The organism is Cyanobacteriota bacterium, assembly GCA_027618255.1.
Classification (GTDB): domain Bacteria; phylum Cyanobacteriota; class Vampirovibrionia; order LMEP-6097; family LMEP-6097; genus JABHOV01.
Window position 1 is genome coordinate 1 of the sequence record JAQCFG010000001.1, and the last position, 22983, is coordinate 22983.

Consider the following 22983-nt stretch of genomic DNA (forward strand, 5'->3'; position numbering starts at 1 on the left):
CGCGAAGACGGATAACTAGATCTTAATATCAATATGATCCAATGTTACTGAGGTAATAAGATCATGACAGCAAACAATACAACAGGACTCGGCGGGACAAGTGGTACTGCAGCAGTACCAGCTAAAGTGACAAGAGCTTCTGCTCTTACTAAGGGACCTAACGCTAAAATCGTTGGGGCAGAAATCGCCAAGAAAACAGCGCCGGAGAATAATGCCGATACTACTTTTACAGGAGCTAAAATAGGACAGCAGTTACTTGCAAATGCTTTTTCTAGTCCAGGCTTCGGAGCAATTGGTCCACAAATTCAAGCGACACCACCAGGAGGAGTAGATCTTGGCAAAATGTTTGCTGGTCTCGGCGAAAGCTCCAAAACAAAAGAAAGCGATGACAAAGAAAAAGAAAAAGATGGCGATGGCAACGAAGTCGCAAGCAAAGATGACGATAAATCTCAAGATTCTTGTCCTAACGGCAAATGCGGACAAAGCTAATTCCTACTAATTTTAACAGAACAAACTCACACTATCTCCCTCCGCCAGAGAGTCAAAGCTCTTCCTCAACCATCAATACAAAACCGGGGATGCTAAAATAAACCCATGGCAAAAGAACTGTGGCAAATAGATCAAGCACATATTTGGCATCCATATACCCAACACGCAATCACTGACAAGCCGCTACTTGTCAAAAGAGCGAAAGACGAATTTATAATTATAGAAAATGAAGACGGACAAGAAATCAAACTAATTGATGGCATAAGTTCTTGGTGGGTAAATATCCACGGACACTGCAATGAATACATCAATAGCAAAATCAAAGAGCAACTTGATAAACATGAGCAAGTAGTTTTTGCTGGATTCACTCATGAGCCGGCTATTAGATTAATAGAAAAACTATTACCTTTGTTACCCAAGCTAGAGCTACATTCAGAGAAACGAAGACAATTGAGCAAAGCATTTTTTTCGGATAATGGTTCAACAGCTGTAGAAGTTGCAATCAAGATGACGATTCAGTACTGGCAGAATCAAGGACAAACTAAACGTCATCGTATTATTGCATTTAAAGATAGTTATCATGGGGACACAATTGGCACAATGTCAATTGGCGGTACACCGATATTTCATCAAGCTTTTAAAAAGCTCATGTTCCCTGTGAACTTCGTTGATTCACCGAGCCCTAAATTAATAAACCCAAATCAAAAACTCAACTTTGTTGAAAGACAAATGGTTAAAGAAGAAGCAAGAGAACTTGCTGAACAAAAAGCTCTTGAACAAATTACTATTTTGATGAATCACTTCCCCGGTGAAATTGCAGCAATTATAATAGAACCGCTAGTCCAAGCAGCTAGTGGCATGAAATTCCATAGACCTGTATTTTTGCAAAAGCTCAGACGCTTAGCTGATCAAGCCGGCATATTTATTATTGCCGATGAGGTTTTCACGGGCTTTGGTAGAACGGGTAGTGACTTTGCTTGCCAGCAAGCAGCAATCGTACCGGATATCATTGCACTCTCCAAAGGAATCACTGGTGGTTATATGCCAATGGGACTTACTGTGTGTACTGAAGAGATTTATTCAGCCTTTCATTCTAAATCAGCATCCAAAACATTTTTTCATGGTCACTCCTATACCGGCAACTCACTGAGTTGTGCTGCGGCACTCGCAAGTCTTGAGCTTTATATCAAAGAAGATAGGCTCAAGGACGTAAACTATATCAACATGGTGATGCAAAAAGAACTTCCTGAACTGATCCAACTTGATTGCGTCAAAGACGTAAGAATAATGGGAGCAATTGGCGTAATTGAATTTAACACAGATACTAGTTATCTTTCAGAGCTGGGACCCAAACTCACCCAAGCATTTTTGGAGAAGCAAATCCTTCTCAGACCCCTTGGCAATGTGCTTTACTTCATGCCTCCTTATACTATTTCAATTGATTCTCTGAATTATTGTTTACAAACTATCAAAGAACTTGCCCAAGGCTTAGCAAAAGAAAGCTATAATTTAGCTTAGATATCTTCCAAACAATGCTTTGTTAGTGATCTGGATAGACAAGATGAATTTCCTTGAGACCAGCTTCAATTCTGTAACCGAGCTTTCAAGCTCTCAGCCCATTGGCTTTGTTCTTGCCTGTTTGATTAGTCTTGCTATCACACCGTTTATCAAAGAACGTGCCAGTATGCTGCAACTGGTGGACAGAGGCGAGGGTAGAGCCTATCCTAATATCCCAAGACTCGGCGGTATTGCTATTTTAATTGCATTGATTAGTACAATCGGTTTTTACCTGATAGTCTATGGTCGCTACACACCATCTGGAGTTGTACATCTTGAACTTGAGGGCATGATAGCTGGTGCCTTGATTATTTTTTTTATTGGATTATTTGATGACCTTAAACCAATCCCTGCTCCAATCAAACTTGCAGGTCAAGTGCTTGCAGCCGTAACAGCTTGGTTGATGAATGTAAGAATCGAGTTTCTCGCTAACCCAATTCACTATATTGATCATGCCAGAATTGCAGCAGTGCCGCTTGATGATATTGCTAGCTTGATTACTACAGTGATCTTTATGGTGGCAATCACTAACGCCATCAACTTGATAGATGGCATCGATGGGCTTGCTGTTGGTGTGACAATAATTTGTTGTGCCGCTAGTTGGGCGATCAATCTAAGTCCAATTCTTAATCAACCAGCTGGAGCGATTCTTGCAGCTACTCTTGCTGGCGCTTGTTTTGGATTTCTACGTTACAACTTTAATCCAGCCAGGATCTTCTTAGGGGACAACGGCGCATACTTGCTTGGCTTCTTACTTGCCTGCATTTCTTGCATTGGTCTCACCAAAAAAGTAACAGTCGTTACTCTCTCGCCGATTATTGTTTTGATTTTCGTTTTACCTTTAATTGATATCACTCTTGCTATTCTCCGTCGTGCTAGCAAAAACAAACCAATTATGAAACCAGACCTAGAACATCTTCATCATCAACTACTTGATAGAGGCTTTAGCCATAAACAAATCAACTATCTTTTTTATGGAGTTACTTTCATCGCCGGGCTAATAGGTACATACCTGCTGGGGCTTGATATTGCTGTTATGTATCTGACTATTTGCGGCTCTATATTGGGAATTTGGTTGTTTTTTAGTTTAGTGCTTAATCGAGCTAACAATAATCGTAGTCGAAGCTAAGCTAGAATAAAACCTTATGCCTCTCACACAAGAAATCTCAATCCGCATCCAAGACCCTCGCATTATTCTCAATGAATTTTTTGGTTATTTATCATTTAGCATGGGGATCTTAACTGCTCTCTCTGTAATTTTTAATCATCCTTTATATGAAACTCTCAATCAAATCATGCTCGCCAGTTGTGGTCTGCAAAACGTACCGCTGTTGATGGTTTACATGCCTCAATGGCGAGTTCTTATAAGTAGCGGGATTCTTGGCATCGTTGTTACAAATTATTTTGCAACCATGCCTATTGGACAAGCATTCCGTGAAGGACTTTTTGTTAGTTTAATTAAAGTAGATTACAGCTATGAAGCACTTGTGAAGTATCATCCAGACCAATATGCTTCTGAGACAGAAAGACTTGGAACTAAAAGCAAAGAGAGCTTTATTACAAGGTTGGTTTCTTACTTGAGTACAGTTGCCAAAGAAACTCTCATCCGTTCTAAAGAAATGCTGCAAGAAATCAAGAAGGGCAATTTCAAAGTCTTTACTACAGATGCGATTCGTTCTCAATTCTTCTCATCATTGATGCGAGTGATTTCAGCAAGTCCGTTATTCATTATTGCAATTTTTGAACTACTTGCTTATTTGGGAGTCTATGACAAAAGCCAGAGCTATATTGAGATTGCTGGGCTATGGACCACTATCTCAGTGCGCGCACTTGCGTTTTCTAGCTTTATTGATGGACTTTCCAAGATCGCTTTTGGTTTTATGCGCGAAAGCATAATGATGCGTATTGGCGGCTCTATATTTGCTGCTGCCCAGTTCTACCTTATCTTTGCAGGCGAGCATGGACTCAAATTAGTTATACCTTTGTCTCTTGCTGGACTCGCTGCCTATCCTATTGTTGAAGGTGAGAGATTACGCAAAATGGCTTTACAAAAATCATGAAACTCAAAGTTGCAATCATCGGACTAGGATACCTTGGACAAAACCTCGCCGGTAAATTAATAGAAGACCAGAGGTTTGAATTAACCGCACTCATTGACAGCGATCCAAGCAAACAAGGATTGAGTATCGCAGGGATTGCAGTGAGCGACGATCTTGAAGCGAAGCTCAAGAATATTGATTTGGTTTTTATTACAACTAGCTCACTTCTTAGTCAAATTAAAGATACACTAGTCACAGTAATCAAACACAAAGTAAATATAGTCTCAAGCTGTGAAGAATTGATCTTCCCTTATTATAGTCATCCTCAGCTCTCTGGAGAACTTGATCAACTGGCTAAATTAAACAGTGTTCAATTACTTGGCACTGGTATCAATCCAGGTTTCTTGATGGATTATTTGATTACGGTTTGCAGCAAAGCTGTACTCAATGTCAAAGCCATTAAATACACTCGTCATATTGACACTGCTAATCGCCGCGTGACTTTCCAAGACAAAGTCGGTCTAGGACTAAGTCTAAATGAATTCAAAAACAAACAAGCAGAAGGACGAATCGGACATGTCGGCTTTAGACAAAGCGTGGATATGCTTTTGCATTATTTCAATTGGACAGTTGATAGTTATGAAGAAAATATCAAAGCAATCGAAGCTGATGCTATTGTTCAAGGCATTCACCAAGAGGCTAAATGCATCACCAAGGACAAACAAAGCATAGAGTTGTTGTTTATTGCTTCTTCTCAAGCAAGTGACAACGATCACTTAGTGCTTGAGCTTGAAAACGCAGCTCCATTAATAATTGATATCCCGAATGGTATTAACGGCGAGTCTGGAACAGCTGCTATGCTTATGAATTCAGCAGCCCTGCTTCATAAGACCCAGCCTGGGCTTAAAACAATGCTTGATTAATCAAGAACATCGGGGAAATAAACCCAAAGACAATTAAAAAATGGCTTTGAATAACAATAACCCGGTCTAGATAAGCTACAATATCTAAATGCATGATTACGTCATATCTTTACTTGAAATAGCCGATATTATACTTGCTAACCAAAGAAAAAAACTCGGCTTGATTCCATTAAATCAAGAAAACCAAAGAAAAATTTTCACAGAAGAATTCGATAAATTAACTAAAGGTGTTCTCGATGATTATAAAGGCTCTTTTGAAGCAGAATCTAACAGACGTGCAATAAGATATATCTCAGTTCTTGAGGATTTTGACAAAAAAGGTCTCGAGAAAAATATATTAGAACAAGTCTATAAACATTCCAAATCAATATTCGATAATCTATATGACTTAGTTCATTTAGCAGGAACTAACAGAGAGGCTGCGATAGAAAAAACCAAAACACAATTAAATCAAATCTATACAAAAGTATCTCGTTATTTACCAGATAAAGTTCTAGACGATGGACAAAAGTCTAGTGAGATAGCTTTTCAGATGATTACTAAAGATCGCTTAATAGATTCAAAATTGAGAGATCTAGTTAAACGCTCATTTGGTTATATCAGCAGCAGATGTAGTAGTATTTTAGTGTCCTTTAAAAACATCATTAAAATAGCAAATGAGCACGATGTTCAATTTAATAAGAAGAAATACCTAAAAAAATTCACAAATACTTTACCAGAGCTGCTTAAACACAGAGACTATATGTATGAATTAGCCAATAAATTTCAAGCAGCTACGCGACAAGCCAATTCTTAAAAATGACGATACCCGGGATCTCCATTTGCGCCAAAACGCAGCTTCAGAAACCAAGCCCCAAAACCTGCTAAAATTGTTATATGACCACTCTCGTGCAAGACACTACGCTAAAACTCAATCAAGAACAAGAAAAGCTCAGAGAGCTAATTGAAAATACCAATCAACATGTTTTTATCACTGGTAAAGCCGGCACTGGTAAATCAACCCTACTACAAGAGCTCAAAAACTCCAGCAGCAAAGAATTAGTAGTTGTGGCACCTACAGGCGTTGCAGCGCTCAATATCGGCGGTCAAACAATTCATTCATTCTTTAAAATCAAACCAACTGGTTTCATTGATAAAAAACAACTTAAAGTAAGTCAAGAAAGCAAAAAACTCTTTAATAAGATCAACACCGTTATCATCGATGAGATTTCAATGGTAAGAGCTGACTTGATGGATGCGATTGATTTCATTCTGAAACAAGCACGCCAATGCAGTGAGCCGTTTGGCGGCGCGCAAATAATTATGTTCGGTGATCTATATCAATTGCCGCCTGTCGTCGCTGACAAAAGCCTAGAGCAATACCTTAGAGAGGTTTATGGTGGATTTTATTTCTTCAACGCCAATGTTTGGTCAGAAGCTGATCTTGAGATCCATGAACTCAAAGAAAATATGCGCCAAAAGGATGAGGAGTTTAGAGAAATCCTAGATGCCATTCGTATTCGCGAGTTTGATACTGCACTATTAAATAGCCTCAATGAAAGAGCTCAAGTCCAGCCGCCAAATAATGACTTCATCACTCTTGCGCTCACCAATAGTGCAGTGCAAGCAATCAACCTTGAAAAGCTCAACGCACTTCATAGTAAGAAACACGAATACAAAGCCAAGATAGAAGGGCACCTAGAACCCTCTGCCTATCCTACAGAACAAAAACTACAGCTCAAAGAAGGCGCCCAAGTAATGTTTTTAAAAAACGACCGAGAAGGTCGTTGGGTCAATGGCAGTATTGGAACTATTTTTAGTTTAAGTCGTAATGAAGTTGAAGTTGAACTTGATGGTGAGATCCATGTAATCAAACCAGAGAAGTGGGACAAGATACGCTACTCCATTGATAGCGACAGCAACAAAATCACCGAAGAAACTGTCAGCTCATTTAAACAATTCCCGCTTAGACTTGCCTGGGCAATCACAGTGCACAAATCACAAGGACAAACTCTTGATAGAGTTGTGCTTGATATGGGCAGAGGTGCCTTTGCTCATGGTCAAACCTACGTCGCCCTTAGTCGTTGCCGCAAGCTCGACCAGCTCTACCTCAAGCGTGAAATCAAAGCTAGAGACATCATTATTGACCCTCAAGTTAGTGATTTTATGCGTAAAACCATCAAGAACTAGGGTTTTCAGCTATCAAATCTTGCTCACTTCGCGTCTTGTATAAGCATCTATGGGGGATACACAAACTAGAATTAGGCCTCGAATCAATCTGCCGGAACCAGCTCCGGTCAACTCAATTTATACAATTAAACAAGGTGATGGATTAATTTCTGCACTAAAAGCTCTAAAATCAAAAATCAAAACAGACAATGGTGGTAGAGTGCCAAGTAAATTACAGTATCTTTTTGATAAGGAATCTGCTTCATTATATCTACATAGTCAATTCAATAAAGACAATCCTGGGCATCCAATTAAACCAGGTGACAAGTTATCAATAGACAATACTGGTAATGTCAATCTTAAACAAGCAGGGACTGAAGACAAAACCATAATCCCCAAACCACAAGAAGTTCCTGTTCTTAAATTGCCAGAGCCAGCTAAAGCAGATAGTTTCATTAACTACAATATTTTAGATCCAGGTCACGGTAGCCACAAAGACCATAAAATATGGGGCAAAATTTTTGATTCTGGTAGCATAGCAATTCACAACGGCCTACGCAATGACGAAGAAGAAGTTGTAGAAAGGCTTGCACTAGATCACTTCAAGCCAGAACTTGATAAACAATTTCATGTGGTTACAACAAGAGACGGAGACCTCGGGGTTGAAGATATCGATGGAAGGATCGCTAGAATTAATTCTGGAATAGCTGCAGCCAAAAAAGAAAAACCTGAATTACCAACTACTCTAATTTCAGTACATGCAAACTGGTCCTCGAAGTCAAGTGATAGTGGCATGATTATTTTTATTGCCGATGCTGATTTTAAGAACAAATCATCTGATAGTTACCAGCTAGCGAGCAAAATAGCAGGGTCAATGCAAACTCAAGCAGGACTCGCGGTAAAAATTAAATCAGATAGAGACACGAGGCACGAATCCATAGGTATTTTAAGAAGAACTCATGCTGATGCCAAAATTTTAATTGAAACTGGTTTCATGACCAACGCTAATGACATTCGTATGATGACAGAAGCAGATATCGAAGGCATGGCAGACCAAACAGAATTGTCACAAGCACTAAGGCTAGGTTTAGCTGAATATTACAAAGAGAAACAGTAATAGGTATAACTACTCAACCCACAAAATAAAGATAAGATAAATTTAATGTAGCTTTACTGGATGTGTGATATTATCTATATTAATTCGCAGGGATTCTATAGATTAAGGAGTAAAGCAATGAGTATTGGAGAAACAATTAGAAATTTAACAACTGGAGTCGCAGCTGCTGCAGCAGCAATAAATGCAACAGCAAATCCACCAGGACTAGCTGCAGACACCAACCCTACAAGCGTAGTGGAGCTTGCACAAAACCAAGCACCGCAGGAAAGAATAAATCCAATACCTGACCCTATATCACAAGCTCTCGCAAAGCCAAGACCAAATACAAAACCAGATCAAGTGCCACCTCCCCCACAGCAGATTGATACATTAAATCAAGCAAAAACACTTGTCGTAGGTTTAAACGAAATCGAAACATATCTTAAGAGTGATCAAATCAAGAACTCTAAACAACTTCTAAGTGCACTTGAACAAGTTGCTAAGACTCAGGGTTATGACATGGGCTATGCACAAGGGCTTAACGACTATAACCTAATCAGAGAAATTGTAAGAAAAATAGATAGAGAAGTCGACTACCCACTCGAAACAGAAATTGATGAAACTAATTACAGTAGAACCAGAAATACAGCAGAAGAAGCTACTCAAGCTGCAGAAGAAGCCTTTATGGCTGGAGCCAAAGGAAGTGTCTCAGCTCTAAACGCTGTTGCCAAATTTGATCTTGCAATGGAAGAGGCAGCAGCAATGATTCCTGTCTATCAACTTCCACAAAAAGGTAGTCTTACAGCAAGAATGCGCAGCCTCGTCGAAGCACTCACGCAAGAACTTGCACCAATTACATACGGAACAGACAATCTTCCTAAATCTGTTGCAAAAGGTCCAAGATTTATTGCAGCAACAAATACAACTGATCCTTATGGTGAAGTAATAGAATTAGTTGGAAAAGGCCTTCCAGGGGCAATTGGAGCAACACTAGTAACAGCCCATAAAGCAATGTCTTCTCTTCCTAGACTTAGTTATGATGATAGAGGCAAATTGCTCAATGACGGAAATAACATAAAAATATTTGGACTCTTAGCAAAAGTAGTTAAGGCTTATATACCTACAATCCAAATGATCTTAGATAGAGAAGCAAGATCAGAAAATGCACCGGCACCAGTTGATCAAGAGGCCCCCGTTTTTGTTGCTCCAGTCGAGCCGAAAAATAAACAAGACAATAATAACGGGCCTTTATTTTCACCATTGTTAATTCCACAGCAATAAGATTAATCAAAAGCATTAATCACAGATCCAACCATCAAAATATTTACCAACAAGCTAAACACCTTTTAAAATAAGGCTTTTGAGTATTGTGTAATGCACGATTATGTCCGTTGTCAGGATACGACCCTGTTGCCTCTCAGAATTGAGAATAAGACCAGCTCCAGAAAATTCTTCTGGAGCTGGTTCAGCGCAATGCCCAACTCAGCATTTGGAAGCAAGGGGGCGCTTATCAATAGCTCGAAATCAAACACAAGAACAAAATCACAATTTAGATAGACCGAATCAATTTTTAACACCAGAAGAATTCAAACGGAAATTTAACACCTCGCTTGAGAATGTGCTTCTAGCTCCCAGAGCTAGGATGGAAAAAGGTGATACTGGGGCTTGTCGTATTAACATTTCAGAAGAGTCATGGATTTTAAAAATTAGCGATAGGAAAGAAAAAGCAATAAATGAGCTTTTGATACGTAATGTTATCAATGAATTCTTCCCAAATCTACTCAGCACAACAGAAGCCTATGCTGTTGGTGCGGATGACCATACTTTATGCCTTAATCGATTTAGCCCAGCATCTAATAATCAGGAACTTTTTAACGACCTGAAGATGCAAGATAGAATTGAAATCTCAATACTTGCTCTTGTATTTGGTGTTAAAGATTTCAATTCTGGTAACATCTTATTTAAAGATGATCAAACACCTGTATTGATAGACTTTGAAACCACTCATCATAGTCCAGAAAATTACAAAATTTATAAAAGAGGGAGGGAACTATTGCGTGAGAAATATCCATATATTTTAAGTGAAATGGATCCGACTAAATTAGATCAATATAAAGCTAAACAACGAGAATGGTTAAAAATAGTTAATGACGATAGTTTTAGAGCAAGGCTTTTTGAAATAGTGAAAATTTCAGGTGGGGATGAAACTATGGCAAAAATTTATTATGAGACTATCAAAAGAAATTTAAGTAATTATGAAAGAACATTACAACTCTTAACAGAAATGAAAAGCTTAGGTATTCCTAAGACTGAATTAAATTCTTTGGGCTGGAAAGGTGGAATAAATAGTTTGAATTTTGACGAAAATACTAGTATCTTTGATACTGGAAAGAAACTTGAACTTAAAGAGGGTGAGCAATTGCTTCTAGAATTTGCTTCAGATGGAGTATTACTCATTGAATATGATGGACAATCCTTTAAATTTCTATACAGGGATAATCATAGACAAGTGGAGAAAACTAGACAGGTAGGATGTGAATTTAAAATTGGTACGAGTGCTGATTCTAATGATGTCATTATTTGTTTAAAAGATGAGGCGGGAGAAAAATGTCCTTGTGACTTAAATATAAGCCTAGCCGCAAATGGGAGAATCACTTTTAAACATCGACAGCCAGAACAAACAAATAATGTGAGGTTAATAGGTGTCTTTGCTAATAATCTGTAGAGAAACTGAAGAATAATTCTGGCCATTTTACAAATAATTTCTTATAATTATCAATATGAAATACTTCCTATACTGCCGTAAGTCCACTGACTCAGAGGATAGGCAAATGCTTTCTATTGAAGCCCAGCTTCAAGAACTTCGAGACTATGCTCGTAAAGAGAAGCTTGATGTAATCAAAGAATTCACTGAATCCAAAACAGCAAAGAAACCTGGTAGAGAAATTTTCAATGAAATGATCTCAGAGATTGAAGCTGGTAAGGCTGATGGCATAGTAGCTTGGAATCCAGACAGATTAGCTCGCAACTCAGTCGATGGTGGAAGAATAATTTATCTTATTGATGAAGCTGTAATAAAAGATCTCAAATTTCTGGTTCTTGCTCTGAGATTTTAGCTACTGCATCATAGCCAAGTTTTTCGATTGCACCTTTTAGTTTTCTTGAATTTGCTCCAAGGGCTTCGTATCCACTTAAAACTACTGATTTTGCTAAATTTCCTACGCTGATATTACTGTTGCTCATGTTTATATAACTATATTGTACTTGCAATTTTGATAGTTATTTTGAATTACTCTCTTGAATTTGAGCAAAAAGTTCGCCAAGATCGACAATTTTTTTACCTTCAAATTTTTTCTGAAAGTACTCATCTGCATCTTCAGTATTTGCAATAAAGCAACCTTGTTCTTGGATTAATCTTTCTAATTCTTCTACACTTTGCTTTTTAATTGACGATCCAATTTGTGCAGCAAGCCTGTGACTGTTTGCTAAAACTTTTGCTTGTGTTTGGCTTGAATTAAATCCTGATTCTCCAGAGTGGGCTACCGCTTCTGCTTCTAGGTCTGAATCAATATAGCCATCGAGTAGTCTTGCAAGTTCAGTGTTATATAGTCTATGTAAAGTTCCTTGAACTCTATCTTTTCTAGCACCTTTACGAAAATCATTTCTTAAAGCTTTCCAGAGCATTACTTTTTCTTTTCTAGTAGCTTTATCTTTAAAATCTTGATAACTTTTATAACCAAACTTTTTAGCTTTAGATTCAGCTAGAGTTTTCAACTCGAAACTTTCCCTTAAAATCCCTTTCTTTTCCATGTAAGTAAGTGCCTTATGGTAGTCACGAAAAGTCTGAATTCGTTCTGGACTTAAACTAGGTCTTCTGTGTTTCAGTAAGGCAAGTTGTTCTAATGTTTTTGGATAGCTGACACCAATATCTTGCGCATTACCTGATGCTGCTGCCTCAAAATATTGTTGAGTATGTTTGAGCTCATGTTTTAGTATCGTTTTGATTTTGTCTAAGCTTAACTTACCTCTTGTTTTGATACTGTTTATTTCAACAATAATTGAATTTGTTTCTGGTGAATAAGCTGCACTAAATTCTTGCTCAGATTTTTTTGAATTGATAATATATACGTCAGGTTTAAACTCTTTTGGAATTCCGAGTTCTTGTGCTTCTTTATCTATGACTTTGGCTAAAAAATTTTGTAACCTTTGTGTTTCTTTATCTCTAGAATTACTTAAGCTCATCAATGAAATTTCTGCTCTAGTTTTTAAAGGTCTTAATTTTCTTTTCAGTCGTTTTGGAAATTCTTCAAGCTGTTTATCCAGCCCTAGCCGAGAGGCAAACCCCATACTTGTGCAAGCTAATTGTTGAATTCTACTCATGACCTTTCTATATAAAGATAAGTTATTGAAATTATTGATATTTTTAGGTGTTTTTGCTTATGACTTTTTGTAGCTACTAGCGCGCCACTTCGTGGCTTGCATCCTTTTGATTTTTTAGCTCCGTTTCATCTGTCTGCTTTACTAACGGCTACAGCAGCCATGATGAAACGAAGCCAAAAAATACAGTGTTAGCTAATGGGACAGCAGAGAGGGTGTTAAGAAAGACCGCTCTTCTGTCTGCTCGCGTCTCAGCCTCGAGCAAGCGAGCAGCCCAAAGGGCTGCGAGCGTTCCCAGTTAGGCTTGGCTGGGCTTGAGGTGGGTAAATGGCGCGTCCGGAAGGATTTGAACCTTCGACCATGGTCAAGCCAAATACAATTACCAGTTTACTCAATAGACCTAAATCGGCTAAAGCCGAAGTGAATTTTTAATATGTGATTTGCTTTGCAAATCACTGGTTTTGAGAGCACTTCTAGGCTTTTAACCGATTGATCGAGGGCTAGATCTTGCGAACACTCCTCTAAAAAACAAAAAGAACCCTAAAGGGCTCTTTTTGTTTTTTAATTGTGCGTCCGGAAGGATTTGAACCTTCGACCATGGTCAAGCCAAATGCAATTACCAGTTTACTCAATAGACAATAGTGGCTTGACCAAAATCGGCTAAAGCCGAAGTGAATTTTTAATATGTGATTTGCTTTGCAAATCACTGGTTTGAGAGCACTTCTTAGCTTTTAACTAATTGATCGAAATTCAGATTCTACTGGCTACTCCACATCCCCGCAGCCAACTGGCATTCCGAGCCCCTTATCGGTTGCCCGCTTCCAGGGATTCTTGTGTTCTCAGCTTCCCCACTAGTGTATTTTGCTCTAGGAATTTTTTGAGAGCATAGCTCTGGCTGCTGTGTAACAGGAATACAGGCAGAGATATGCTCGATAAAAAATTCCATGGCAAAGCAAGGAGGAGCAGAGCGACGACGCGCTAGTTTCTGTCAGCGAGGGCTTTAGCTTAGCCTGTCCAGAGGAGCGTAGCGACGTAGGGAAAGCAATCTCCCAACTTAAGCTACTAACAGCCCTAAAGTGCCACTTCAGACTTTATAGCACAACCTTATTTCAGCACGTGGAGCAAGACGCAAGGTGGCTTGCGGAACCCAGTTGAGACAAGTGAAACGCAGGCTCAACTGGAAAAAATCAAGAAGTAACTTTTTCTTTTAACTGATTCAGTTTTTGTTCTTTCTGTTCTTTAATTTGTTGATTATTAGGGTCATCAAAAGAGACAAAATTTGAACACAAGGCATTATAATGCTCTTTATCTTTCAGCTCCAAACACTCAACAATATTTTTTATAATTTGGCTACATTCGTTTATGTCAGAATGTTTGATAAAACTTTCACTAGATCCACTATGAGAATAATTATGTACAAACTTTTCTATTCGAGTTGCCTGTATTTTTTCATCAATTAAAAAATGTAACTTTGAAGACCAAGATTTTGAATCTGGGCATTTCATTCCCAAATATGCCTCCAAAAACTTTCTAATAATATTCCCCAATATATAATGTTGTTCAAACTCCGCGGAAGGATTTTTATAAAATTTATGAATTAAATAAAAAAGATAAATATATTCCGACTTAAATTTCTTAAGCTGCCAAGGTAGCTTTTTGATTGAAGATGAATTTTTATACTTATTGTGTGTCCTTTCAATAAAGTAAAACGGTGCTTCATCAAGTTTATTGTTGTTTTGCAACTTAAGTTTTTCTTTGATAAAATCCTTAACCAAATTAAAGAATTCTAGATTATGAGTAGAAATAAAAAGTTGTTTGCATTGATTATCTCCCAACCTTTCCCTAATAAAAGAGTACACATTATACAAATGGTTACTATCAAGACTAGAAATTGGGTCATCAATAAAAACAACAGTTTCAGAAAGATTTGTATTTTTATCTTCTAGGCTAGCAATAAAATAAGCAAAGGATATTGCTGTCTTCTCACCTTCACTTAAATTTTTGGCCGGCTTGTTGTCTCTTAATAATTTAAAAAGGCCTTTTTCATTAGTTTCAAATACCAAGTTGTCACTATTAAATAGGATTTGCAAATATTCATTTACTTTCTTAGCCCCATTTGCATTTTCAGAAAGCCTATTCTCTAAACTCACAATTTCAGACTTTAATTCACATATCAGAGTTTTCTTTTCAGATATTAACTTCTCTTGTTCTTTTATAAGCTCTTGATTATCTATATAGTTCGTATCATTAATAAATTCATGTGCAAAGTGTTGTATTAATTTCTCTTTCAATAATTCTCTCTCTGAATTAAAGTTATTTGTTTTTGCATTGTGCTTATCAATCACTTGATTGATTTTTTCTACAATATTCCTAATCACCTCTACTTCAGTTTTCTCAAAATCTCTTAAATCCCTAGGTGTCAATTCCTCAAAAGGATTTTCACTTTTTTGCACTAGGCAGGCCTTTAAGTTTTCAAGATATTCAGTAGAAACAGCAAGTTCATTTTTTAATATACCTTTCAAATTTTCATATTCTAATTGGAAATCATCATAGAATCTTGCTTTATCAATTAACCTTACATCTATCTCGTTAATCACTTTAATTTTTTGATCTATCTGGTCTTTTAGTAGGTTTATTTCAGTACGTAATTTGCTCAGATCATCTGAAAAATGTTTTTCTAGCTTCCCGATTAAATCAGCGGGTAATTTATTACCACAAAATTTACAATTATCACTATCTTTATGTAAATCCTTACCATGTTCAACCCATCTATTAAGTTCGGTATTTTCCAATAACTTCTCTATGGTTTCTGCAATTGGTTTTTTCACCAAAAGTTCTTCTGTTCTTTGGTAAAGATTTTCACTATCAATTTTCAGCAGTATTAAAAATGATATACCTTCTTTGACATTTGTATCTTGATAAGAGCGTATCGCTCTTTGTAGAGCATCATCTGTAAGTATTTTGTTCTCATCATTTTTTAGTACAGCACTTTCAACATAAGGAATAAATCTATTTTTATCAAAGTTAACAATTGACAAAAGGTTCTTTATATTACTGGCTCTTTCAGAAAGAGATTTTATTAAATTCTGTTGGAGTAATCCTGTCTCTCCAGCTAAATTAACTAAACTTTCATTCTCTACCTTCAGTTCGTTAGCTTTAGAGCTTAACCGTTCTTGAAGCTCAATATTTTGTTCACCAAGAATAAAGATAGGTTGAATCTCATCATCTTGCTGATGCCATTTTAAATTTCTATCTATAAAATCGATATTAAAAACCCTTATATCAATTACCTGAGTTAGGTCTGAACTTGATTTCAGTCCTTTTTCAGTTTCAAAAACAAACTCTGCATTAGGGTAGTCCTCATGCCTCTCTTGTCTCTCAAAACATTGAAAGATACGGGATAAAGAAGTTTTTCCAGTGTAATTCCAGCCATATATAAGATTATATTTTTCAAAATTTGGCAGCGATTCACTCCAAGTGAAATCCTCAAAGACTGCAAATTTCTTTATTGTATCTATCTTCACTATCACTATCAGGCATCCATTCTATCAAGTAAGTCTCTAATTACTTTTAAACTATATATTTGAGTGAAAACCCTCAGTGGTCTTATTTTAATATCAAAAAACCTCAACTGCTAGACTTATATAGTCTAGAGGAAATTTTATGTCTGGTATCACAAATTTAGGTCACATAGTAACAGATAGAGCTAACGTAGCGCAGGATATTCAAACTAGAGACAAAGTCCGTGAGTTTGGCGATATTGTTGCTGGTGTTTTATCAGGAGCTAATGACGGTGAACCAAAAGCAAGCTCCCCTGAAGACCAAGCTGCTGCTACAAGATATGCAGCAAATGTTGCAGGAGCACATTTGCTAATGGGAACAGGCAATGTCACACCAAAACAAGCTAATCAGTTAAAAAATGACGCTGACTTTGCAAGAAGAGCTGCTGGAGGCGATGAAGTTATTTTAGAGGATGTTATCAAAGTTGCTGAACAAGTTGCCAATAATGGAGATCCAGAAGTTGGTGGGACTATGATTCTATCGGTTGCAGAGCATCTAGGTAAAATTGCACAATCTTAGGAACAAGCAAATTTTACTGGCCATTTCTTTTTTAGTTTTGTATAATCCATAATAATGGATAAATATTTTATTTACTGTAGGAAATCCTCCGACTCAGAGGATAGACAAATGCTTTCTATTGAAGCTCAATTACAAGAACTCAGAGACTATGCTCGTAAAGAAAAGCTTGAAATAGTTAGAGAGTTCACCGAGTCTAAAACAGCGAAGAAACCTGGCAGAGAGATCTTTAATGAAATGATCTCAGAGATTGAAGCTGGTAAGGCTGATGGGATAGTAGCCTGGAATCCAGATCGCTTAGCAAGGAACTCTGTTGATGGTGGAAGAATAATTTATCTTATTGATGAAGCTGTAATAAAGGATCTTAAGTTTCCGACTGCTTGGTTTGATAATTCACCTCAAGGCAAATTCAATCTCTCTATAGCTTTTGGGCAAGCAAAATTTTATGTCGATAATCTTAGACAGAACGTTCATCGTGGCATACGCCAGAAACTACGCAAAGGACAGTATTGCAATAAAGCTCCTCTTGGATATATTAATCACCCTAAAACTAGAACTATAGAACCTGATCCTGTTGAGTTTGACTTGATGAGAAAAACTTTTGATCTATTCCTTACTGGAAACTGTTCACAGACTGAGATTCGACAAGCAATGTTTGAAATGGGAATTAAGAATCAAACTGGTGATAGAATCCACAGAGATAAAGTAAAAAAGACTCTTCAGAATCCATTTTATTATGGCTACTCCTATCACAAAGGAGAACTCTACGAAGCCTCTCACCAGCCTATGATAACAAAAGCTGAGCATGAAGAAGTACAAAGAATCCTAAAACTCAAATCTAAGAACAAATACAAAACTACTAAGAAGGATAAGAAGAAAAGAGATTTCTTTTTCTTAGGTTTTGAGAAGTGCGGTGAGTGTGGCTGTAGTTTTACAGCAGAAAGACATGAAAAGAAAAAATATAACGCAGTCTGGAAATATTACAGATGCTCTAAGAAAAAGAAAGACATGGATTGCGATCAACCTTACCTCAAAGAAGAAATACTTTCTGGGCAAGTAAAAGATACTGTCTCAAGGATAGCCTTAAGTGATGACTGGAGCGAGCTTGCGCTTAAGACTCTAGACTCCTGGGCAGACACAGAGCGACAGTCATCACTTAAAACAGCCAAGAACCTTGAGTCAGATCTAAAAATCATCAGAGAAAAGCTTGAAAGGCTACTAGATCTTCATTTGGATGGTGTTTTATCATCTGGTGAATACAAAAGCAAAAAAAATGCTCTAATAAGCTCCAAGCTAAAACTTGAAACTCAGCTCTCTCAAATCAAACAAGACGGTGTAGTTTGGCTCGAACCAAGCAAGACACTTATAAAAGAAGCTAATAGAGCCAAGAAATTAGTTGAAGAAGAAAATTATCACGAAATGCGCTCTTTACTTCAAAAAGCAGGCTCGAACCAATTAATACGAGATAGAAAGTTCAGCATGAACTACCTTGAGCCATGGAATTTTCTTATCGAGCTAAACTCTTCATTCCTGTTACACAGCAGCCAGAGCTATGCTCTCACTGAATTACCTTCAGAAAATGCGCTAGTGGGGTGGGCGGGAATAAAAAAATCCCCGCGCAGCGGGCAACCGATAAGGGGCTCGGAATGCCAGTTGGCTGCGGGGATGTCAGAATGGTGCGTCCGCTAGGATTTGAACCTAGGACAATGGTCAAGCCAAATGCGATTACCAGTCAACCCAATGTCCTTAGGGCTTGACCAAAATCGGCTAAAGCCGAAGTGATTTTTTTATGTAATTTGCTTTGCAAATTACTGGTCTGAGAGCACTTCTTGGCTTTTAACCGATTGGTCCCGGGTTCAGGTTCTAGTGGAAGTACCTTAAAAATCAAAAATCACCCACAAGGGGTGATTTTTGATTTTTAATGGTGCGTCCGCTAGGATTTGAACCTAGGACCAATCGGTTAAAAGCCGAGTGCTCTACCGGGCTGAGCTACGGACGCGTATTTAATACGCGCAGACGCAAATAGTGTCCTTCTGGTCGTTCAGGACACTAGGCTCAAATATATCATGTGATTTTTGTATGTTTCTGAAGACTTTCTGAATTTTAGCCAGAACTGGTCTAGTAAACTAAGGGCAAATCAGTCCACTTAGAGGTAAAACACGGCGACCGATGCCCCTGCTTGGCGTTCCAGCCTGGTTTCTGCTCTTTATTAGAGCGCTTAGCGCCACTCGCTGCCCAAAACACCGTATTGAGCCCCAATGATAAATTCAGACCATCAACCAAATTAGACAGCTCTTGTTTTTGTCCCGTATTACTAACTTGAGCATCCCAAATTGCCAGCTGCCGATCATCCTTATTAGCAAAATTGCTCAGAACCACTCCTGCCTTTCTATAAGAAAGCCCCTCTTCAAAAATATCATCCAATATTACAAAAGCAGCTCGAATCAAATCAGGAGTATAAGAAGTTGGCTCCGCAAAATTATAATCAGCGGCAAGCTCTCGACCTCTGTAATGAGATGCATCATCTGCCCGTAAAAAAATCTGCAAGGATTTCAATTCTTGATTTTGCACTCGAAGCTTCATCGCGGCACTAGCAACAAAACTGGCAACAGCCTCTCGCAGTTCTGGTAAAGTCTTGACTTTCGCACCAAATGATCTTGAACAAATGATGGATTTGTTTTGACTAGTGATTGCAGTTGCATCCAAGTCCAAACAAACTTTGCCAGCAAGCTCCAAGACAGTGCGCATCGCATTGATACTAGCAACTTGCTTGAGCCAATCTCTATCAACATATTTCAAATCAAGAGCCGTCTTAATCCCTCTCTGGCTGAGGGTTCTCTGATAACCGCGACCAACTCCCCAAACATCAGCGAGCTCAACTTCTGACAAACAAAAATCAATTTGTGCTTCAGCCAAAGCCAAATCACTTTGATCAAAATACAAACTATAAACTCCAGTTCCATTTTCTTTGGCTATCTTGTTAGCGACCTTGGCAAGAGTCTTGTTTAGAGCAATGCCAATTGAAACAGGAATACCGGTGCAGCGTTCTACTTTGTTTTGAATTTGTTTGGCGCGAGTAATTAATTTACTTGGGCTATCCTTGGTCGTGTCCCCGAGTAAAACAAAGGCTTCATCGATTGAATATATTTCTTTGTGCTCCACTTCTTGGGCAAGTACCGACATCACTCGAGTTGACATATCACTATAAAGAGCAAAATTGGAAGAGCGCTTATGTACTTGGTGTTTCCTGAAAATATACTCCAGCTTGAAAACCGGTTCACCCATTGCAATACCAAGGGCTTTTGCTTCCCGGGAGCGAGCAATTACACAACCATCATTATTTGATAAAACCACCACTGGTTTATTTTTCAAGCTCGGGTCAAAGACCCTCTCGCAAGAAACAAAAAAACTATTGCAATCTAATAAAGCAAAAACCTTCACTCATAACCTCGTATCGAATGCAAGACCACTCCCCACAGCTCTTCTTGCTGACCGGCTTTGCAGTCAGAGAAACGCATTAACAATAATTCAGTATCGCCATTAACAACAATCAAACTTGATGCCTTTGGAGTAATTGATCTATCGACAATTAGAAGATCACCATCATTAATACCCAAGTCTTGATGTCTTTGACCACTCATACGCATCACAAAACTAGCAGAAGGGTGACGTAAAAGATAACGATTAAAATCCAAAGCAAAATCGAATTGCTCCGCTTGTTCAAATGAGCCCATCTGCTCTGAATTCATAAATCGTAGTCCTGCCATAGGACAATTATACTTACTTTCGTAAGGAGCGACGCTAAATATACTGTTTTACCTCTTGACTATGACTTGCGTCAATATGCAAGATCGAATTAGAGCCCAAAAGCCCTGGTTTCACTAATCATTAAAATAAATCCCCAGGGGCTCAATGACCCCTTTCGATTTAGAGTCGCTTTTGCAATAATCAAAACCATGGTCGAACAAATCAAGAAATTCAATTTCATAAAACCAAACGATAAGCAAAAAACCTATGCCGCAATAATATTTGCTGTGACTGGTGGTACTCTGATGTACACCGCCTGGCAATTCATTGTTCCAACGGAGTTAGACATGCCACCAATTAATCCTTTCGCACTAGTATTCTTGGTACTCATAAGTTTAATTTTCATAAGAGTAGGTTATAATGTTTACTCAAAGGAGAGGAAATAAATGGACCCAGTCTGGTGGATTATTATTTCAGTCATGCCAATACTAATTTTTGGACTCTTGGTAATACAAGCAGATAGACAAGCTCCTGAAGAAGCTTCAGAGCAACAACCCTAAATCTATAAAGGAGAGGGGAATGATTTTAAAAACTAATAAGGAGAGTATCCTGAGTAGCAAAGCTCAGGGTACGAGCAAAAACGCACATCCCGGCTATTGTAAGAGCTCAGGGCTTAGATATACCCTTTCGACAAAAGATGGCGGTAGGAGCTCAGGGGCTATATATACCCTTGCAGATGAAAATGGCTGGGGAGGTAGGGGTCGAACCCACGAATGGCGATACCAAAAACCGCTGCCTTACCACTTGGCGACTCCCCAACGGAGCAAGCTCATCAACAAAATGAGTTTCTCTAAGAATACTACAACAACTTTAGTATCGGTGCTAGTATTGATGATTTTTTCATTTTTAAACCCTCTTCTTGCTAATACCAATTACCAAAGTAAGCTAGTTTTAAGCAAAAATACCAGTATTGACCAAATTCGCTTCTTTAGGGATAGCTATATTTATAGCAATTATGGTCAGCTTTATTTTAAAGATTCTGCCATCAAACTACTCAACTCTAATGAGCAGGGCATAGTGATCAATGACATTTTTATCGACAACAATGATTTCTATCTAGCTACTGACATGGGGATCTTTCATAATTACCGCAGGATTTTTAGCAAAGAACCTTGCCAGCAAATTATCAAAACACCTTCGCAAATATTTATCGCTTGCCAGCAAGGAATCTATAACGCCAAAATCGAAAAGAAAACTCTTCAGACTCATTTTGACTGGCAGCTCGATGAACTCAGTCCGCAAAATCCCAACTTCATTAGTCTCAATAAATCCAAAACCAAAGTCAAATACGCAAGCGCTACTAATGGATTCTTTTATCACGAGCGAAGCACTAGTTCCGTTAGTAAAGAGGGAATAGATTTGCGCAAGAAATCTAATCAGTGGATTAATAGAAGTTATGGACTCAAACGAGACTTTCAAGACTCATTTGGTTTTGGTCGATTCCTAGAGCATGAAGCCAAATTATACCTAGCAACAAGCTCTGGCATTTTCACGAGTGCTAATCAAGGAGAATCATGGGTAAAACACAACACTGGGCTCAAAGCCAATGCTGATGGCTTCTTTAGCATTAGGCAAATCAATCTTTACAATGGTCAGCTATTAGCTTTAACTAGTCAGGGTTTGTATCAATCACTTATACAAGAAGAACTTGACTGGCACCAAATCACAATTGCAAATACAAAAAAATCCTCAAACTATCAAAGTGATTTTTTGTCACTAGATATTCTTGATTCCACGATAATTCTTAGTAACTCACAAGGACAAGTTTTTAATTTGTCACCAGATACAAGTTATACAGCTTCAATCCACAAAGAAGAAAATCTACAACAAAATACCATAGAAGCAATAATCAAAGCAGAACCGAAGATCCAAGACTTACATAATATTGCATTAGAATTTGCTGGTATCCCCACAGGCAAAAATTTTCGCACTTACAAAAGACAGGCTCGTCTAAGAAATCTCGTACCCGATTTTGAAGCATTTGCTGAGCATGACAGCCAAGACATTCTTTCAATTGAGACAGATGCTGGAGATAGCTTCACCTCAAATACAAGTAGCATCAACACTGATTTTGGCAAAACCAATCTTGATCGCGATGACGATAAAATCAATACCGGAATCAAGTTTAAATGGAACCTGAGTAACTTAATTTATGACCCAGAAATCAATGACATTAATACTAGTGCAAGAATCACCGCCAATATCAGAGAGAACATTCTGACTGAACTTACCCAGATTTATTACAATCGCAAAGAACTTATTTATAGATTACTCAAACAAAGCCTCAATGAAACGACAGATGGTAATTACAAAGACAAACTACGTCTTGAAGAATACACTGCTCAACTTGACGCCCGTACCGGAGCTTGGTTTAGTCAAGAGCTTGAAAAAACTATCCAGAGCATAGTCGAGAATCTCGATCCAGAGAATCGAGCTCGAATACTCGCTCTTTACACATAGGAGAAAACAA

Annotated in this window: 19 protein-coding genes and 2 tRNA genes; 14 read left to right on the top strand and 7 right to left on the bottom strand. The window is 38.0% G+C overall.

Annotation, left to right across the window (positions count from 1 at the left end; all coding sequences use genetic code 11):
* Nucleotides 1-63: 63 nt before the first annotated feature.
* The 11 genes from O3C63_00005 (at nt 64) to O3C63_00055 (ending at nt 11368) form a co-directional block, all read left to right on the top strand.
* Complete coding sequence (locus O3C63_00005; GenBank protein ID MDA0771308.1) at nt 64-489, top strand: hypothetical protein; 426 nt, start codon at nt 64-66, stop codon at nt 487-489.
* A 105-nt stretch (nt 490-594) separates the two neighbouring features.
* The gene (gene bioA / locus O3C63_00010) at nt 595-2007 is read left to right on the top strand and encodes an adenosylmethionine--8-amino-7-oxononanoate transaminase (GenBank protein ID MDA0771309.1); all 1413 of its coding nucleotides are present in this window, start codon (nt 595-597) and stop codon (nt 2005-2007) included.
* Nucleotides 2008-2050: 43 nt separating this feature from the next.
* On the top strand, nt 2051-3175 hold the full coding sequence (locus tag O3C63_00015) for an MraY family glycosyltransferase (protein ID MDA0771310.1): 1125 nt from the start codon (nt 2051-2053) through the stop codon (nt 3173-3175).
* Nucleotides 3176-3191: 16 nt separating this feature from the next.
* Nucleotides 3192-4106, top strand: coding sequence for a hypothetical protein (locus tag O3C63_00020; protein ID MDA0771311.1), 915 nt, complete (start codon nt 3192-3194; stop codon nt 4104-4106).
* On the top strand, nt 4103-5008 hold the full coding sequence (locus tag O3C63_00025; GenBank protein MDA0771312.1) for a Gfo/Idh/MocA family oxidoreductase: 906 nt from the start codon (nt 4103-4105) through the stop codon (nt 5006-5008). Before O3C63_00020 ends, O3C63_00025 begins: the two co-directional genes overlap by 4 nt.
* Nucleotides 5009-5096: 88 nt before the next feature.
* Complete coding sequence (locus O3C63_00030; GenBank protein MDA0771313.1) at nt 5097-5804, top strand: hypothetical protein; 708 nt, start codon at nt 5097-5099, stop codon at nt 5802-5804.
* 80 nt (nt 5805-5884) lie between these two features.
* Nucleotides 5885-7177, top strand: coding sequence for a PIF1 family ATP-dependent DNA helicase (locus tag O3C63_00035; GenBank protein ID MDA0771314.1), 1293 nt, complete (start codon nt 5885-5887; stop codon nt 7175-7177).
* A 49-nt stretch (nt 7178-7226) separates the two neighbouring features.
* Complete coding sequence (locus O3C63_00040) at nt 7227-8273, top strand: N-acetylmuramoyl-L-alanine amidase (GenBank protein ID MDA0771315.1); 1047 nt, start codon at nt 7227-7229, stop codon at nt 8271-8273.
* Between the two features lie 117 nt (nt 8274-8390).
* A complete protein-coding gene (locus O3C63_00045; protein MDA0771316.1) occupies nt 8391-9533 on the top strand; it encodes a hypothetical protein in 1143 nt (380 codons plus the stop codon).
* 142 nt (nt 9534-9675) lie between these two features.
* Nucleotides 9676-10977 carry a hypothetical protein gene (locus tag O3C63_00050; protein ID MDA0771317.1) on the top strand — a complete coding sequence of 434 codons (1302 nt, stop codon included), beginning with the start codon at nt 9676-9678 and terminating at the stop codon, nt 10975-10977.
* Between the two features lie 55 nt (nt 10978-11032).
* Nucleotides 11033-11368: a recombinase family protein gene (locus O3C63_00055; GenBank protein MDA0771318.1), complete on the top strand. Its 336-nt coding sequence runs from the start codon at nt 11033-11035 to the stop codon at nt 11366-11368.
* Here O3C63_00055 and O3C63_00060 read toward each other — a convergent pair.
* The 3 genes from O3C63_00060 to O3C63_00070 all read right to left on the bottom strand — a co-directional run bounded on the left by O3C63_00060 (nt 11337) and on the right by O3C63_00070 (nt 16153).
* Nucleotides 11337-11495, bottom strand: a complete 159-nt coding sequence (locus tag O3C63_00060) for a hypothetical protein (GenBank protein MDA0771319.1) — start codon at nt 11493-11495, stop codon at nt 11337-11339. The genes O3C63_00055 and O3C63_00060 overlap by 32 nt on opposite strands.
* Nucleotides 11496-11531: 36 nt before the next feature.
* Complete coding sequence (locus tag O3C63_00065; GenBank protein ID MDA0771320.1) at nt 11532-12632, bottom strand: hypothetical protein; 1101 nt, start codon at nt 12630-12632, stop codon at nt 11532-11534.
* 1184 nt (nt 12633-13816) lie between these two features.
* Complete coding sequence (locus tag O3C63_00070; protein MDA0771321.1) at nt 13817-16153, bottom strand: AAA family ATPase; 2337 nt, start codon at nt 16151-16153, stop codon at nt 13817-13819.
* 139 nt (nt 16154-16292) lie between these two features.
* On the opposite strand from O3C63_00070, the gene O3C63_00075 reads away from it, so the two are divergent.
* Together O3C63_00075 and O3C63_00080 are read left to right on the top strand one after the other, a co-directional pair.
* A complete protein-coding gene (locus O3C63_00075) occupies nt 16293-16709 on the top strand; it encodes a hypothetical protein (protein MDA0771322.1) in 417 nt (138 codons plus the stop codon).
* Nucleotides 16710-16763: 54 nt separating this feature from the next.
* Nucleotides 16764-18395, top strand: a complete 1632-nt coding sequence (locus tag O3C63_00080) for a recombinase family protein (GenBank protein ID MDA0771323.1) — start codon at nt 16764-16766, stop codon at nt 18393-18395.
* A 233-nt stretch (nt 18396-18628) separates the two neighbouring features.
* Here O3C63_00080 and O3C63_00085 read toward each other — a convergent pair.
* The 4 genes from O3C63_00085 to O3C63_00100 all read right to left on the bottom strand — a co-directional run bounded on the left by O3C63_00085 (nt 18629) and on the right by O3C63_00100 (nt 21271).
* Nucleotides 18629-18705, bottom strand: a tRNA-Lys gene (locus O3C63_00085).
* Nucleotides 18706-18824: 119 nt separating this feature from the next.
* Nucleotides 18825-20147, bottom strand: a complete 1323-nt coding sequence (locus tag O3C63_00090; GenBank protein MDA0771324.1) for a Y-family DNA polymerase — start codon at nt 20145-20147, stop codon at nt 18825-18827.
* Nucleotides 20144-20473, bottom strand: coding sequence for a hypothetical protein (locus O3C63_00095; protein MDA0771325.1), 330 nt, complete (start codon nt 20471-20473; stop codon nt 20144-20146). The genes O3C63_00090 and O3C63_00095 overlap by 4 nt, the downstream gene beginning before the upstream one ends.
* A 723-nt stretch (nt 20474-21196) precedes the next feature.
* A tRNA-Gln gene (locus O3C63_00100) sits at nt 21197-21271 on the bottom strand.
* 22 nt (nt 21272-21293) lie between these two features.
* Between O3C63_00100 and O3C63_00105 the strand changes: the two genes are divergently transcribed.
* Entirely contained in the window at nt 21294-22973 is a 1680-nt protein-coding gene (locus O3C63_00105) for a hypothetical protein (protein ID MDA0771326.1), read from the top strand.
* Nucleotides 22974-22983 lie beyond the last annotated feature (10 nt).